The 14,510-nt window shown below is 61.5% G+C and carries 13 protein-coding genes and 1 tRNA gene; 4 read left to right on the top strand and 10 right to left on the bottom strand.

Translation table 11 applies throughout. The annotated features are described in order from the left end of the window. Window positions 1-6: 6 nt before the first annotated feature. The gene (locus HNE_RS10295; RefSeq protein WP_011647076.1) at window positions 7-1,449 is read left to right on the top strand and encodes a bifunctional ADP-dependent NAD(P)H-hydrate dehydratase/NAD(P)H-hydrate epimerase; all 1,443 of its coding nucleotides are present in this window, start codon (window positions 7-9) and stop codon (window positions 1,447-1,449) included. Window positions 1,450-1,451: 2 nt separating this feature from the next. Here HNE_RS10295 and HNE_RS10290 read toward each other — a convergent pair whose 3' ends face one another. Both HNE_RS10290 and HNE_RS10285 read right to left on the bottom strand, forming a co-directional pair. After that, window positions 1,452-1,958, bottom strand: coding sequence for a GNAT family N-acetyltransferase (locus HNE_RS10290; RefSeq protein WP_011647075.1), 507 nt, complete (start codon window positions 1,956-1,958; stop codon window positions 1,452-1,454). 99 nt (window positions 1,959-2,057) lie between these two features. Next, window positions 2,058-2,142: transfer RNA gene (locus HNE_RS10285), tRNA-Leu, on the bottom strand. A gap of 215 nt (window positions 2,143-2,357) precedes the next feature. Here HNE_RS10285 and HNE_RS10280 point away from each other — a divergent pair. Then, a complete protein-coding gene (locus HNE_RS10280) occupies window positions 2,358-3,656 on the top strand; it encodes a glycosyltransferase family 87 protein (RefSeq protein ID WP_011647074.1) in 1,299 nt (432 codons plus the stop codon). Here HNE_RS10280 and HNE_RS10275 read toward each other — a convergent pair whose 3' ends face one another. The 7 genes from HNE_RS10275 to HNE_RS10245 form a co-directional block, all read right to left on the bottom strand. Beyond that, on the bottom strand, window positions 3,657-4,421 hold the full coding sequence (locus HNE_RS10275) for an SDR family NAD(P)-dependent oxidoreductase (protein ID WP_148205862.1): 765 nt from the start codon (window positions 4,419-4,421) through the stop codon (window positions 3,657-3,659). Window positions 4,422-4,426: 5 nt separating this feature from the next. Continuing rightward, window positions 4,427-5,725 carry a class I adenylate-forming enzyme family protein gene (locus HNE_RS10270; RefSeq protein WP_049755109.1) on the bottom strand — a complete coding sequence of 433 codons (1,299 nt, stop codon included), beginning with the start codon at window positions 5,723-5,725 and terminating at the stop codon, window positions 4,427-4,429. Continuing rightward, a complete protein-coding gene (locus tag HNE_RS10265; RefSeq protein ID WP_011647071.1) occupies window positions 5,722-5,967 on the bottom strand; it encodes an acyl carrier protein in 246 nt (81 codons plus the stop codon). Before HNE_RS10265 ends, HNE_RS10270 begins: the two co-directional genes overlap by 4 nt. Window positions 5,968-5,988: 21 nt before the next feature. Beyond that, window positions 5,989-7,047 carry a hypothetical protein gene (locus HNE_RS10260; RefSeq protein WP_035592515.1) on the bottom strand — a complete coding sequence of 353 codons (1,059 nt, stop codon included), beginning with the start codon at window positions 7,045-7,047 and terminating at the stop codon, window positions 5,989-5,991. A 1-nt stretch (window position 7,048) separates the two neighbouring features. Beyond that, complete coding sequence (locus tag HNE_RS10255) at window positions 7,049-8,518, bottom strand: MBOAT family O-acyltransferase (RefSeq protein WP_011647069.1); 1,470 nt, start codon at window positions 8,516-8,518, stop codon at window positions 7,049-7,051. A 187-nt stretch (window positions 8,519-8,705) separates the two neighbouring features. Then, window positions 8,706-9,104 carry a GtrA family protein gene (locus HNE_RS10250; RefSeq protein ID WP_011647068.1) on the bottom strand — a complete coding sequence of 133 codons (399 nt, stop codon included), beginning with the start codon at window positions 9,102-9,104 and terminating at the stop codon, window positions 8,706-8,708. Further along, entirely contained in the window at window positions 9,101-10,555 is a 1,455-nt protein-coding gene (locus HNE_RS10245; protein ID WP_011647067.1) for a UbiA family prenyltransferase, read from the bottom strand. Before HNE_RS10245 ends, HNE_RS10250 begins: the two co-directional genes overlap by 4 nt. A gap of 559 nt (window positions 10,556-11,114) precedes the next feature. On the opposite strand from HNE_RS10245, the gene tig reads away from it, so the two are divergent. Both tig and HNE_RS10235 read left to right on the top strand, forming a co-directional pair. Further along, window positions 11,115-12,452, top strand: coding sequence for a trigger factor (tig, locus tag HNE_RS10240; protein WP_011647066.1), 1,338 nt, complete (start codon window positions 11,115-11,117; stop codon window positions 12,450-12,452). A gap of 154 nt (window positions 12,453-12,606) precedes the next feature. Further along, window positions 12,607-13,770, top strand: a complete 1,164-nt coding sequence (locus tag HNE_RS10235) for a DUF2336 domain-containing protein (protein WP_011647065.1) — start codon at window positions 12,607-12,609, stop codon at window positions 13,768-13,770. Here the strand turns inward: HNE_RS10235 and HNE_RS10230 are convergent. Beyond that, window positions 13,767-14,444, bottom strand: coding sequence for an EAL domain-containing protein (locus HNE_RS10230; RefSeq protein WP_011647064.1), 678 nt, complete (start codon window positions 14,442-14,444; stop codon window positions 13,767-13,769). The genes HNE_RS10235 and HNE_RS10230 overlap by 4 nt on opposite strands. Window positions 14,445-14,510: the final 66 nt, after the last annotated feature.

The following is a 14,510-nucleotide window of genomic DNA, read 5'->3' as shown; positions in this document are numbered from 1 at the left end:
GCCCCTATGGGAAGGCCAATACTGACACCGCAGGAGATGCTTGCCGCCGAGCAAGCCGTGTTCAACACCGGAACCGACAGGTTCACCCTGATGCAGAGGGCAGGCGAGGCGGTGGCCGAGTTTGTACACGCCCATTGGCCCGACGGCCAAATTCAGGTGCTGTGCGGGCCAGGCGGCAATGGCGGCGATGGCTTTATCGCTGCAGCTGCGCTCGCCAAACTCTGGCGCAAGGTTGAGGTCTATTCCGTCCTTCCGGTCAGCGAACTCACTGGGGATACGGCCAAGGCCGCCAGCGCGTGGGAGGGCCCCGTCCACAAACTTGAAGACGCCCTGAAAAGCCAGCCTGAACTCATCGTCGACGCGCTCTACGGCGCCGGTCTCACACGCCCCCTCGAAGGCGCTGCAGCCGAACTTGCCCAGCGCGGCGGCAGGGTCATCTCGGTGGACGTGCCCTCCGGCATAGACGGCTACACCGGCAAACCGCTTGGCCCGGCCTTCCAGGCCGAGGCTACCCTTACCTTTGCCGCCCTTCGGCCGGCGCATGTGCTTCTGCCGGGATCAGCCTTCTCCGGCGTCGTCATGGTGGCTGACATCGGCGTGCCGGTGAAAACGGCGCTGGCCGAGAACAGCCCGGCGCTTTGGCACAGTCAGATGCCCCAGCCCGGCTTTGGCGTGCATAAGTATCAGAGGGGGCATCTCAAGGTCGTCAGTGGCGGTCCCTGGAACACAGGCGCCGCGCGTCTCACGGCCAAGGCAGGCCTGCGCGCAGGGGCCGGCCTAGTAACGATGCTGTCTCCGCCCGACGCAGCAGGCGTGCATGCCGCTCACCTGACTGCCATCATGCTTGCGCCCTTCGTGACGCCGGACGACCTGGCCGCCTATGCGGCGCGCTCAACGGCAATGGTCATTGGCCCGGCGGCAGGGGTCACCGATGCTACCCGCGCCAATGTCGAAGCAATCCTCAAAGGCCCGGCGCGCGTAGTCCTTGATGCAGATGCCCTCACGGCCTTCGGCGAGGACCCCGAAGTTCTCTTCAAGCAGCTCCGCCCCACAGACATCCTTACGCCGCATGAGGGCGAATTCTCCCGCCTGTTTGGAGACCTGCTCGCCACCAGCGACAACAAGGTTCAGGCGACCCGCGCTGCGGCCGCCAAGGCGGGCTGCGTTATCCTCCTTAAGGGCGCCGACACCGTGATCGCCCAACCTGATGGCAATGCGCTCGTCAATACGCACGCTACCCGTTGGCTGGCCACGGCAGGCTCGGGTGATGTGCTGGCTGGCATCATTGCCGGTTTCATGGCGCAGGGTGTGGATACGTTCGTTGCCGCCGCCATCGGATGCTGGCTGCACGGAGAGGCTGGCCGCCGTGTCGGCGCGGGTCTGATCGCCGAAGATATTGAGATGCAGCTCCCGGTCATCCTCAGCGCGCTGCATGGCGAGCTGGGCTGATCTCAGATCGGCAATGCCATAAGGCGTGCGCCGGGGCCGTAAATATCAACGATACGCTCCAGCTTGCGCGGGCCTACAAGCGTGTAGGGCACATAGCCCGCATTGTCCCAGTAGCTGCCAGACTGCCCGACCGCCACGAGGCTGACTGCATCAAAGCCCAGCCTGTGAGCTGTCTTGTAGGCGTCCTCAAGCATTGCCTTGGAAATGCCCGCGCCGCGCGCTTCCGGCAGAATGGCGATGTCATGAATATAGAAGCAGTCCGGCGCAGGCAGGTCGGCCGGAAATTTCTCATTATTCACCAGTGTTTCGCCAAGCTTCCAAGGAAAGCCGATCATGTACCCCACCATCCGGCCTTCCATGAAGGCGACCCGGTAATACTCTCCGAAGCGCGAAAGCCGGTCAGCGAATACCTCCGGCGATTCCCGCAGATCCTCGGTAAAGGCCTGCGCCTGCACGCGAACCGCCTCGGCAATATGCGCCGGCGTCATGGGGACGATCTGGAAAGTCATAGGGGCGGAGGAAACGGTCTGTTGGGAACGGGGATAAGGTCCATATGGCGCCTGGCACCCCGCACACCAGAGGCCTGAAGCAGCCCTTGGGGCGAAGCGTGGTGCGGATGAAAGGACTCGAACCTTCACACCTTGCGGCGCTGGAACCTAAATCCAGTGCGTCTACCAATTCCGCCACATCCGCATCCGGGCGTTTCCCTACGCTACCCGCGCGGGGCCTGCAACCAGCCTTCTGATACTCTGTGAGCCGCTTCCGAATGCAGGATTTACATCACAATATTACCCTCCCACGTTGCTTCCTTTCGCATATTCAGCTTGATCCGAACCGGGAACTGGACCGAGTGTCGGGGTAGGGGCGCGAGTGTTCAGTAAGGTTTTGCGAAATATCGGGGGCATTCAATGCATTCATTAATGATCAACGGCGTCCACTTTGCGGGGGCGATCCTTGGGTTTTTTCTGATCCTCAGGCTCGCGGGGTCCGAACGCTACAGCCACCTGATGTGGCCGGTTGCCCTCGTCTGGGGCGCGATCATGACGGTGATCGTGTTCGTGAACACTTTGCCATCACCGGAATTCATCTTCTGGGATTTCGTGAAATGCTACTGGCTGGCGGGCGATCTAATCTGGAATGGTCCGCAGGCACTCGCCGGTGCGTATGACGCGGACTCCCTGGTCTTCGTGAATCTGCCGATTGTGGCGTATCTGTTCGCGCCCTTCGGGCTGATGTCTCCCATGACAGGCGCCATCCTCCTCACGCTTGTCGGCCTGCCGGTCGTTGCCCTCATCTGGCGGCTGCTTGTGAAGATGTATGCGCTCGACAGCCGCGACAGCGCGCTGCTTTTCTTCGCCTTGTGCGTTTTCGGTCCGCTCCTCTATTCCTTTAAGGTCGGCAATACCTCCCATTTTGTCCTCGCGCTGATCCTTGGCGGCATGGCGATGGGGCGCTCGGGCAAGGGGTTCGCTGCGGGCGCGCTCTTTGGTGTTGCGGCGGTGATCAAGCCCGCCCTGCTGTTGATCGGTGTTCTGTATTTCCTCCGTGGCCGCTGGAATGTTGTGGCCGGAGGCGCCGCCGTCATCGCGGGCTCAGCAGCGCTGTCCCTTCTGATTTTCGGCTGGGACATGCATGTACTCTGGTACGAAACAACCATTGCGCCCTACGCGTCCAGCACGGTTTCGGCGTATGGCAATCAGACCCTGCAGGGGCTGGTCGCGCGGTTCGAGGTCGGCGGCCCGGCGGGCCACGACTATGATCCCTACACGCTATCGGCGGCCGGCCGTCTCGCGGCTCAGGGGCTCGCCCTTCTGCTGGTTCTGGGCGCCGTCTTCTCGGCCTGGTATTCCAGACGCCTGACCCGGCCGACAAATGACGACATCGAGATCGAGCTGATGATGGCCGTCACGCTGGCGATGGTGGTCTCTACCGTATCCTGGGTTCACTATTACGTCTGGATATTGCCGGCGATCGTTGCCCTGTGGGTTCGCACCCGGCCCGGAGATGTCCTGGCGGGGTGGCGTTGGCCCCTGGTCGGCGCGTTTGCCCTGTCTGCGGGCACGGCTTTTGTCAGCCATTCCATGACGGTCGGGCGGTTTGGGCCCTTGTCCAATTTCGTGGCATCCCACTGGCTGTGGGGCGCACTGATCATCCTGGGAATGCTCGCCCTTTTGCGGGCAAAGCAGGTCAGCAATCGGGAAGGGTAATCAGCAGGAAACGCCGCCATCAACCAGGATTGTCTGGCCGGTGATCATCCGCGCGCCATCCGACAGCAGGAAGCGCACCAGATTGGTAACGTCCTCATCATCCGCCAGCATGCCGAGCGGCGTGCGGTTCACAATCTGGTTGAGCTGAACCGGTGTGAGTACGGACGACATCTCTGTCAGCACATAACCCGGCGCGACCGAATTGACGGTGATTTTCCGGCGGCCCAACTCTCGCGCCAGTGCGCGCGTCAGGCCGTCCATGCCGGCCTTGGAGGCTGAATAGGCCGTCATGCCGTTATAGCCCCGGCTGCCGATAATGGATGAGATATTGATGATCCGCCCGCCTTTATTGGCGCGCAGCATATGCTCGGAAGCGGCCCGCGCGGCCTGGATGGCACCAAACAGGTTCACCTTAATGATTTTCTCGGTCTCGCGATTTGGGAAAGACGCGAGAATGCCCGTCTGCGCGACGCCGGCATTATTGACGAGACCCCACAGGCCATCTTCTCCGGCCCATTCAACGGCCGCGTCCACAAACGCATCCACCTGATCGGCTTCCCCCACTTCACAGCGCTGCCAGAAAAACCGCGATCCATACTCGGGATGGGCCATCAGGGCTTCGATGTTTGGGGATTTGGAGCGCGAGCAGGTCGAGACCCGGTAGCCATCGGCAAGCAGTCCGTCGATCATGGCGGCGCCCAGTCCCCGGCTGCCGCCGGTGACGATAACGTGACGCATTTGGGAAGAAGCTGCGGGCGCGGTCATGCGTATTAGCCTTTCTTGCCAGATTCACGCACAGCGATGGCGTCAACCACCTTGAAGGCGCGCGGAACCTGATATTGAGCGAGGTTTTCGCGGCAGGCAGCGAGAATGGCGCTGCGGGTCGCGGCGGGGTCGAGCCCCGGTTCGATGACGACATCAGCGGCGACTAGCTGGCCGCTGATCGGATTGGAAACGCCGTAGACGTGCGCCTCGATGACGCCCGCCTGGCGCAGCAGGAACTGCTCCACCATCAGCGGATAAACCTTGGAGCCGGCAACATTGATCGTGCTGTCGTCGCGGCCGACGATGAAGGCGCGATCCCCTCGGATTTCAACGCGGTCAGCCGTTGCCAGCCAGCCATCGTCCAGTTTTGGCTGCGCGGTGTCCGACACATACCCGCCCATCGCGTTGGGCGTGCGAATGTGCAGGAATCCATCGCTGACGCGCATCGTGACGCCCTGCGTCTCGGTCTCAAGCCATTCGGCGGGGAAGCCTTCGCGTCCATCGTGTACGGAGAAAACAACGCCCGCTTCGGTCGAGGCATAGATATGCGTGACGCGCGCTTCGGGGAAGGCTTTCTTGATCCGGTCGAGCGTCGACTGGTCGGCTGCTTCGCCGCCCAGCGTAATCTGGCGCAGGTTCAGATCGCCTGGCCGGATCACCATAAGGAAGGCCCGCCAGAAGGTCGGCGTGGCCGAAATCTGCGTAACGCCATTCGCCTTTGCCGCTTCCAGAAATCCTGCCGGCGTGCGCTGTTCGGGCGCCACAACGACGCCCCGTCCAACCACAGCCGTCAACTGGACCTGCACACCGGCAAAGCCTGTCGGCTGGTAGGTGAGCAGCCATTTTGCGCCGCGGTTTCCTGGGTGCATCGCCGCCTTGGCGCGGCTCATCAGGGCGTTCAGGCTGTGCGAGGCAATCTTGGGTGCGCCGGTGGTGCCTGAGGTCATCATGTAGATAAGCCCGGAAGCAGCCCCTACGGCGCTTTCTTCCGTTGCGCGGTCATTGGCTGCCACAATCATCTGCACACCGAACTTCTTCACCACCGCATCGATATGCGTTTCGGGAAGGTTGGTGTGGGCAATAAAGAGGTCAGCGCCCGTGCGGTTTGCGGCGTCGATGGCGCGCAGAATATCGAACGGATTGTCTGAATGCACCATCAGGCGTGAGACGCCCGCCGCCGTCATCTTTGCTGTCAGGGCTTCCGCCGCCGTGGCAAAGTCACCACGGCTCAGAATGGCGCTGGCGTGCGCCACCAGAGGTGTCGCGTCGCCTGCCTCAAGACCGAAGGCGCCCGCACCACTCATTTTGCGTAAAGCTTCGCCAGTTCGCCGACCGTGCGGAACTCGATGAACCCTTCAGCAAACGGATCATGACCCACAACATCTTCCAACTCGCGAACCAGCATCGCCAGATCGAGCGAGTCGATGTTGATGGCGCCGCCAAGCAATTCCGTGTCGGCTTCGATCGTGGCTGCCTTTACGCCTTTGTCTTCCAGCATGCGCTGAACGATGGCGGTGATCTGCTCGAGTACCTGTGCTTCGGTCATGTGTGTCTCCTTGGAAATCTGTCAGGGTTGGCGGTCGCAAAAGGCGTCATCGCCAAATACGGTTACGATGTCATCAGCCACCATTTTCGAGCGAATGGCACGGCCTTCGGCGTTAAGGTGGTAGACGGTGTCGAAATGCTGGCTCGGCGGGAACACGAAGTCTCGGGCCGGGCGCGGAATGAGGAAGGAGGGTATCTCCTCCATCTGCGCGTTCAGCCGCTCGATTTCGGCTGTGTGCCGCGCATAATAGTCGTCAATGATCGGCGTCCAGGAAATCATCACATTGACGCCCCTGGTATTCATTTCACGGACGAACGCGTCCATCATCGGCAGGATGTCTTCGTCCAGAGGCAGGTTGGTCACGTCCAACCCGTCTTCCAGATCAAACTCCCAGGTCTTGCCGAGATGGCTTACCAGGTCGCCCTCGGGCGTGAAACCGCCGAGGCTCTCGATGGCGCCGATGCCGGTGGGGTCGCTATGGTCTTCGCTGGCGCCAAACAGGCCCGCAAATGCTTCATAGCCATCGCCCAGCAACCGGATGATCTTCTGTTGCGCAACATACGGGTAGCGGCCAAGCACGCCTAGCTTTTGAGTGGGAGTCAGAAACTGAAGAGCATCCGTGTTAGCCTTCGTCACCATCAGCAGGTCGGTGTTGGCCCCATCCACAGACTTGTAGAAGCTGTCATACTCCCAGGCGATCACCACGATGTCGCCTGCGCGGAGGTCAGGTTTGACTTCCTCCAGCATGAAGCGGACGCCGAAATACCCATTCATGCCCATGTTCACCACAGGGCAGCTGGTGACATCTTCGATAACCGTACTGTCTGCGCCGAAGGCAAGGTTGGAGCCGCCGACCAGAACAATCTTCTTGGGCACATCGGCCGCCAGCAGATTGTGCTTCAGAATTGAGGCTTCGGCATAGTCGGTGCCATCGGGCACGAAGATGGCGACGGCCATGCTCGTAAGGAAAGCAGCGGCGACCACACCGGCCGCCTGCGCGGCGAGCACAAGCGGGCCGAAACGCGAAACCTTGGGGGCTTCAGTCTGGGCCTGATCGGGAAGGGTGTCTGCGCTGTCCATCCTAGAACCTGAAATAGATGAAGTCGGTCTGCGAACCATAGAACGCGCCGAGCATCACCACGGCCAGCGTTCCGGCGTAATAGAGGCTCCAGCGCATCCAGACAGGGCGCGCTTCGATGGCCTTGCGCATGTCGAGCCGGTCCTGAAGAATTTCGGCGCCCATCACCACCGCGATCCCGAGCATCGCAAGGAAGAACTCGTTGCGATAGTCGCCCACGACCGACAGCATGTTCGCCTTGAAGTCGCCCCATCCGGTGCCGAGGCTCGCCACCATGTGCAGAGCGTCCCCCATATTGGCAGCGCGGAAGAAGATGTAGGCAAAGCACACCAGAGAGAAGGTCACGGAGATCTTCAGCGCGCGGTAGAAGTTGGGCCGGTCGTTGAGCTTCATGGCGCGGGCAAAATTGTTCCAGCGCTTCTGGAGCAGCAGCGAGACAACGATATATCCCCCGTGCAATGCGCCCCACACAACATAGGTCCAGGCCGCCCCGTGCCACAGGCCGCTCACCACAAAGGTGATGAACATGGCGTAGAGCATCAGGTTGAACAGCTTGATCTTGAACGTGCGCTGCCGGGTCAGCGGCGTGTAGATATAGTCAGTCAGCCACGAGGTCAGCGAGATGTGCCAGCGCTTCCAGAAATCCTGGATCGACGTGGCGAAATAAGGCCGGTTGAAGTTCTGCGTCAGGCGGTAGCCAAAGATCAGACCGATACCCAGCGCAATGTCGGTATAGCCGGAGAAGTCGCAATAAAGCTGGAAGGCATAGAGCCAGGTCGCGAACATGATCTGCACGCCATTGGCCGCTTCCGGATTGTCATAGATCGCATTGACGAACGGCGCGATGCGGTCGGCAACGAACACCTTCTTGAAAAAGCCCCAGAGGATGAGCTGCAATCCGAGCAGCGCGTCCGTCCGGTTGAAGGCCGGGTTTGCATGGATCTGCGGCAGAAGCGATTTTGCCCGCTCAATCGGGCCGGCCACCAGCTTGGGAAAGAACGTCACATAAAGCGCGAACACGCCAAACTGGCGCTCGGCCTTCTGCTGCCCGCGAAACACGTCGACCAGATAGGAAATCAGCTGGAAGGTGTAGAACGAGATGCCGATCGGCAGCAGCCATTGCAGCTCAGGCACCGGGTAGGTGACGTTCGCCATGCCCAGAATGGAGCGCAGGGTCTCGTTCAGGAACGGCGTATATTTGAAGACGACAAGGTTGGCGGTAAGCGCCACGACGCCAAGCGCCATGATCGGCTGCTTCGCCTTCTTGTCCGGCGCTGCCTCGATCCGCTGGGCCAGCCAGAAGGAAAGGCAGGTCGCGGCAAGGATCTGTATCAGGAAGACGGGTTCAGCCAGGCCATAGAAAAACAGGCTTGCTGCCAGCAGCCAGATCCAGCGCGCCCTCTGCGGCAGCAGGAAGTGCACCGTGATGACGGCCAGCAGGAACACTGCAAACTGTACTGATACAAATGCCAAAGGACCCCACCTTCGATCTTATATGTTCAACAAGGCGCACGGCCCCGGCAAACGAACATGCAAGTCCAGTGCCGCAAATGGCCGATACTTACAACGGGATTTCCCCGGTACAGCGCGCTTGTCAGACCCCATATCGGCAACCTGCGCGCCGGCTGGTTCATATTGAAACAGCCTGCCCAATCCCGGTTCAGCGGAAGGTGAACAGCTTGTGGCCGAAGAAGTTCACAACCGCGCCGATCCCGATGCCCGCCAGGTGAGAGGCGCCGGGCGCGTAATGCTTGTAGGCTTCCGGCCACCACGGCCCGCTGCTCAGCACCAGCGCGGCCACAACGGTGACGACACCGGCAACGATGTTGACCCCGATGAAATCCCGGACCTGAAGCCAGATGGAGCGCGTCGAGCCCTGAAACACGAGGCTTCGATACAGGAAGAAGCCCGCCACCATCCCGATGGCTGTGGCAACAGTAACTGCCGCCGCATAGGGCATGAAAATGGAGAGCGGAAACCGTATGATCCAGTTCAGGAAAGCTGCCGAACCGCCTGCAATGAGGAACCGGATGCGCTCATCCCGGAGAAGCTCTGTCAAAGCGGAACCCCAAACCAGGCAAGGAAGAAGGAAATGCCGGTCATTGCCGCATAGGCAAGGCAGATCTTGTCCTTAACGACAAACACGACCGGGTCGTCATCCAGCTCGCCGCGCTGACAGATGACCCAGATACGGCTGGAGATCAGGAAGATCAGCGGCGGCAAGGCCCACAGCCAGTCACCATTCTTGATGAAGCTCTGCTGGTGCGCGTCTTCGATGATATACAGTACCATGATGATAACGGCCGCCACAGAGCTCGAAATACCCGCAGCCAGAACCAGCGGCAGGTCAGACGCCCTGTAGCCGCGCCCATTGACCCAGAAGCCGCCTTTTTCGATCACGCGGGCAATTTCCGTATGCCGCTTGGCAAAGGCGAGCGATGTGAAGAAGAACATCGCAAACACAAACAGCCAGGGCGAGGGTTCGGCGGCAACCGCTACCATGCCCACCACCAGGCGCAGCGTGAACAGGCTGGCCAGCGTCAGGGCGTCATGGATCACCTTGCGTTTCAGCCAGAGCGAATAGGTCAGCGTGACCACGACATAGATCAGCACCCATTGCAGCACCGCGGGGCCGGCCAGCAGTGCGAGGATCAGCCCGGCAATGAAGCAGACCAGCGCGCCGGCAATGCCTGCGGGCAGCGAGAGCGTGCCGCTGGCAAACGGCCGGCGGCGTTTCGACCAGTGCTGGCGGTCGTCCTGCAAGTCCCAGATATCGTTGAACACATAGGTCGCAGACGCGGTCAGCGAGAGGGCAAAGAACGCAAGCGCCAGCGGCAGCAGGTTCGCGGGATCGATGATGAGGCCGGAAAGGATGGCGGGAACTACCACCAGCGCGTTCTTGGCCCACTGATGCGGACGCAGGCACTTTATAAACGCTTTCAGAACCGGTGTCCGCGGGATCACCTCAATGACGTTGGAAACCTTCTTTGCCTTCCGGACGGTTCCGCTGGACGCGCCCACCGTGATGGCATTGCGGGCGCGCTTCCATACCTCAACATCGGCGCTGCTGTCGCCGGCATAGTCAAACCCTTCCGGAAAGCGCTGCGCGAGCGCTTCGGCCTTGGCCTTGCCCTTGAGGTTTGTCTTGCCGTCGGTTGCCAGCATTTCGGAAATGAACGGAAAGCGTTGCAGGAAAGCCTTGGCGGTCTCGGCATGGGCGGCAGTAGCAAGCACCACCTTGCGGCCCGTAGCTGCCTCCCGCTGCGCCAGCGCAACGACCGCTTCGTTGACCGGCAGGTGTTCAGGGTCGAGCTGCACAGCGTTTGCCAGCTGCTCCTTGAGCGCCACGCGGCCTGCCAGCACCCAGCCAATCAGTTTGAAGATCGCAAACGGATTGCGGCGCACAAACGCCAGCGCCTGCTCCTGAAGGGAATCGGTCCGGATCAGCGTACCGTCCAGGTCCAGAACAAGCGGAACAGTCCCGCCTTGCGCCCCAACGGGCTGTGCCATGGATGTGTCGTTATCAGTCATAGGTCAGTTTCATCTTGCAGGCTGGGGCATTCAGCGCGGGGGCAGGGCGGAGGCCTGTAAAGTGGCACCAAAACGCATAAAACAACGTGAAGACAGGCGGTTGTTCGTCAAAAACACCCCTGCCAGACAGAAAAGCTGGCGCTTGGCGCCCTGTTCGGCGCCCCCGCATCAACCGCATATGTGACCGCATGTTTGCCCCCGGACCCGTCAGAATGCGCTGGTAACCGCGCCTTTACGAGCAAGTCATGTGCCAGAACTGGTCCAGAACCGGCAATGGCCCTGTCCGGCCCTGATCTCCGCCGCTCGGCGGGCGGGCTGGGGCAGGGGCTCCGGCGCCGCGCTGTCGCTCGTCAGAGCGGCGCGCCCCTTCGTCCTCGGGGGCTTTCGCAGCGTCATCCGAGGCCACTGCATATCCCGTTAAGCTGGCGTGGACAGGGCCTTATGGCTGTGACATAAGCCGCCGCTTCAGGCAGGTACAGCAGGCTCCGGGCGCGCATCTGGCGTGCGCCGCGCCGCCCAATAAACGGAAGAATGTCCCATGGAAGTGACACAGACCAAGGCAGAAGGTCTTAGCCGCACCTTTGCGGTCAAGGTGCCGGTCAGCGAGCTGCAGGCGAAACTCGATGCCCGCATCGAGGAAATCCGCCCGCAAATGCGCCTCAAGGGCTTCCGCCCTGGCAAGGTGCCCGCAGCTCATGTGCGCAAGATGTATGGCCGCGATCTCATGGGCGAAGTGATCGACAAGCTGGTCAACGAGACCAACCAGAAGGCGCTCGAAGAAAACTCGCTGCGCCCGGCAGGCACGCCGAATGTCGACATGCAGGCCGACATCGAGAAAGTCGTCACCGGCAAGGAAGACCTTTCCTACCAGATGCACGTCGATGTCATGCCGGAGTTCACACCGGTGGATGTGTCCACGCTGACCATTGTGCGTCCGGTTGCTGAAATCGCAGACGAACAGATCGACGAAGCCCTCAAGCGCATCGCCGACCAGAACATGAAGTACGAGCCCCGCGCGGAAGGCGAAGCCTCCCAGGACGGCGACGCCGTGATCGTCGACTTCGTCGGCAAGATCGACGGTGAAGCCTTCGAAGGTGGCACGGCTGAGCAACAGTCGGTCGTCCTCGGCGCTAACCGCTTCATTCCCGGCTTTGAGGAACAACTGCTCGGCGTGAAAGCTGGCGAAGAGAAAGAACTCAACGTTTCCTTCCCGGAAGACTACCCGGCAGCAAACCTCGCCGGCAAAGCCGCTGTCTTCGAAACCAAGATCCACGAAGTCCGCGCCCCGCAGACGCCCGAGATGGACGATGAGTTCGCCAAGGGACTCGGCCTGGAAAGCCTGGAACAGCTGCGCGGCCTGGTGAAAGACCAGCTGGCCAACGAGCACACCACCGCCTCGCGTTCCAAAGCCAAGCGCGACCTGCTCGACAAGCTCGATGCGGCGCATGATTTCGATCTGCCGCCCGGCATGGTCGATCAGGAGTTCGAGCAGATCTGGCAACAGCTGCAGCGTGAAATGGACGCTGGCCGCGTTTCCGATGAGGAAAAAGCGAAGCCGGAAGAAACCCTGCGCGATGAATACCGCAAGATCGCCGAGCGCCGCGTGCGCCTTGGTCTCGTGCTGGCCGAAGTCGGCCGCATCGCCGATGTCCGCATCTCCGAGGCTGAAGTGAACCAGGCCCTGATCCGCGAAGCCCGCCAGTATCCGGGCCAGGAGCGGGAAGTCGTCCAGTTCTTCCAGAAGAACCCCAACGCGATGGCTCAGCTGCGCGCGCCGATCTATGAGGACAAGGTCGTCGACCACATCCTCGAAACGGCAAAGGTTGAGGAAAAGACCGTCACCCGCGAAGAACTTTTCGCCGAAGACGAAGAATAAGCCTTTTCCTTACAAGGCAATTCAAGCCGGCCGGTCGAAAGACCGGCCGGTTTTGTTTTGGTGGGGTTCTTTCCATCCCGTCATTTTGGTAAATTCCTGTTAACCGGCTTCGCAGAGGTTGCCGTAGTTATTCTGACGGGGAACCCACCTACCAATGAGCGTCCAGAGCCTCCGCCCTCAACTGACCCAGCAGGACATCCACCGGCTGATGAAAGGCGAGTCGCCCGAGCAGCGCGCATCGGTGGCCCACAGGCTGTGCCGCCGCATCGGTCTGGATGTCCTCAGCGACAGCGAGAAGGGCTTCGCTCGGGAGATCATCACGATCCTGGCGAATGACGCGGCAGACCTTGTCCGCCGCACGCTGGCCGTCACGCTCCGGTCCTCGCCCATCATCCCGCGTGAGATCGCGCTCAAGCTCGCCCGCGACATCGAAGCCGTGGCGATCCCCATCCTGGAAGAGTCCCCCGTCTTCACCGAAGAAGACCTCGTCGAACTCGTCCTCTCCGTCACCGCTGCCAAGCAGGCCGCCATCGCCGGCCGCGAAGCGCTGTCGATCACCGTTGGTGAAGTCATCTCCGAACACGGCGCGGTCGAAGCCGTGCGCGCGCTGGCAGAAAACCAGTCCGCCGAATGGAGCGACAAGGCTTACGGCGACGCGCTCTCCCGTTTCGGCGCAGACGAAATCGTCCAGGCCGGCCTCATCCGGCGCGATTTCATCCCCGTCCACATCGCCGAGAAGATGGTCTCTCTCGTCTCCGGCCAGCTGTTCGACATGCTGGTCAACCGCCATGAACTGCCCGCCCAGCTCGCGATCGACCTCGCCGCCAGCGCCCGCGAGCGCGCTACGATCGACCTGGTCGAGCAGGCGGGCCGCTCCCACGATCTGCCCCGCTTTGTCTCCCAGCTCAACCTGAATGGCCGCCTCACCCACTCCCTGATGATGCGCGCGCTATGCTGCGGCCAGATGCCGTTTGTCGAGCATGCCCTGGCAGAACTTTCCGGCGTTGCCCACCAGCGCGTGTGGCTAATGATCCACGACGCAGGCCCGCTCGGCCTGCAAGCGGTGTTCGATCATGCCGGCCTGCCGCGCAAGATGCTGCCGGCCTTCAAGGCGGCGGTGAATGTCTATCATGAGATTGAGCATGACGGCGGCCCGAACGACCGCGCCCGCTTCCGTGCCCGGATGATCGAACGCGTCCTCACCCAGTTCCAGGCCATCCCCAAGGACGACCTCGACTATCTGCTCGACAAGCTCGATTTCTACTCCGAAATGGCTGCCCGCGAAGAGGCGAGCAATAGCGGTTTCGACGCTGCTTAAGCGTCAGTGCGCGGAGCAATGGCGCCCGCAACACCGGTCTCTTCCAGAAACTCGCCATCGCGCCAGTTGGCATTGTCTGCCACCACGAGGATGCCGCTCTCGCGCGCGATCATCACTAATTCCTGAAGGTCAGGCGAGGCTTCCAGTGCATCTGCATCTACACGGATCGTATCGATCATCAGGCGCAGGCTCTCGCTGAGCGCCGTATGCCAGGACTGGCGCATGTCGATGCCGACGCGGAATCCCGCCTTGCGCAGGCGCGCCACACGGCTGGAGCAATCCACCGTTTCGCCCGCAAAGGCGGCGTCAGAAAACATGAGGCAGAACTCCTGCTGACACATCGTCGTGCGGCGCACGGCAGCGTCACAGGCAACAGCGGTGTTTGCATTGGCGAGCGCGGCCATCGGCGCAGGCACCAGGATCGGCCGCCCCGTCGCGCCATCCGCCCAGGCGGCTGAAGCCACGCGTCCCAACCGGTCAGCCAGCCATTTGGCCGGGTCAGTATCGGCGGCGGAGCCCGTCACCGGCCCAAAGCGCACGCGCTCTTCAAACTCCATCGCCTCTTCGGCAACCATGCCCAGCATGTCTCCGGCCACAAGATGCACAACCGGCAAAAGGCGAACACGGCTCTGCTCAAGGCGCGGGGAAGCGGAATGGGTATTGAGGGAAGTCACGCGGGCGTCTCCGAAACAGTTTCTAAGCTATTGCCTTCCCTAACGGAGCAAGCTGAACATCACGCG

The sequence above is a fragment of the Hyphomonas neptunium ATCC 15444 genome (genome assembly GCF_000013025.1).
Lineage (GTDB): Bacteria > Pseudomonadota > Alphaproteobacteria > Caulobacterales > Hyphomonadaceae > Hyphomonas > Hyphomonas neptunia.
Note: the sequence above shows the minus strand (reverse complement) of the source record. Positions and strands in the feature narration are given on the sequence as shown.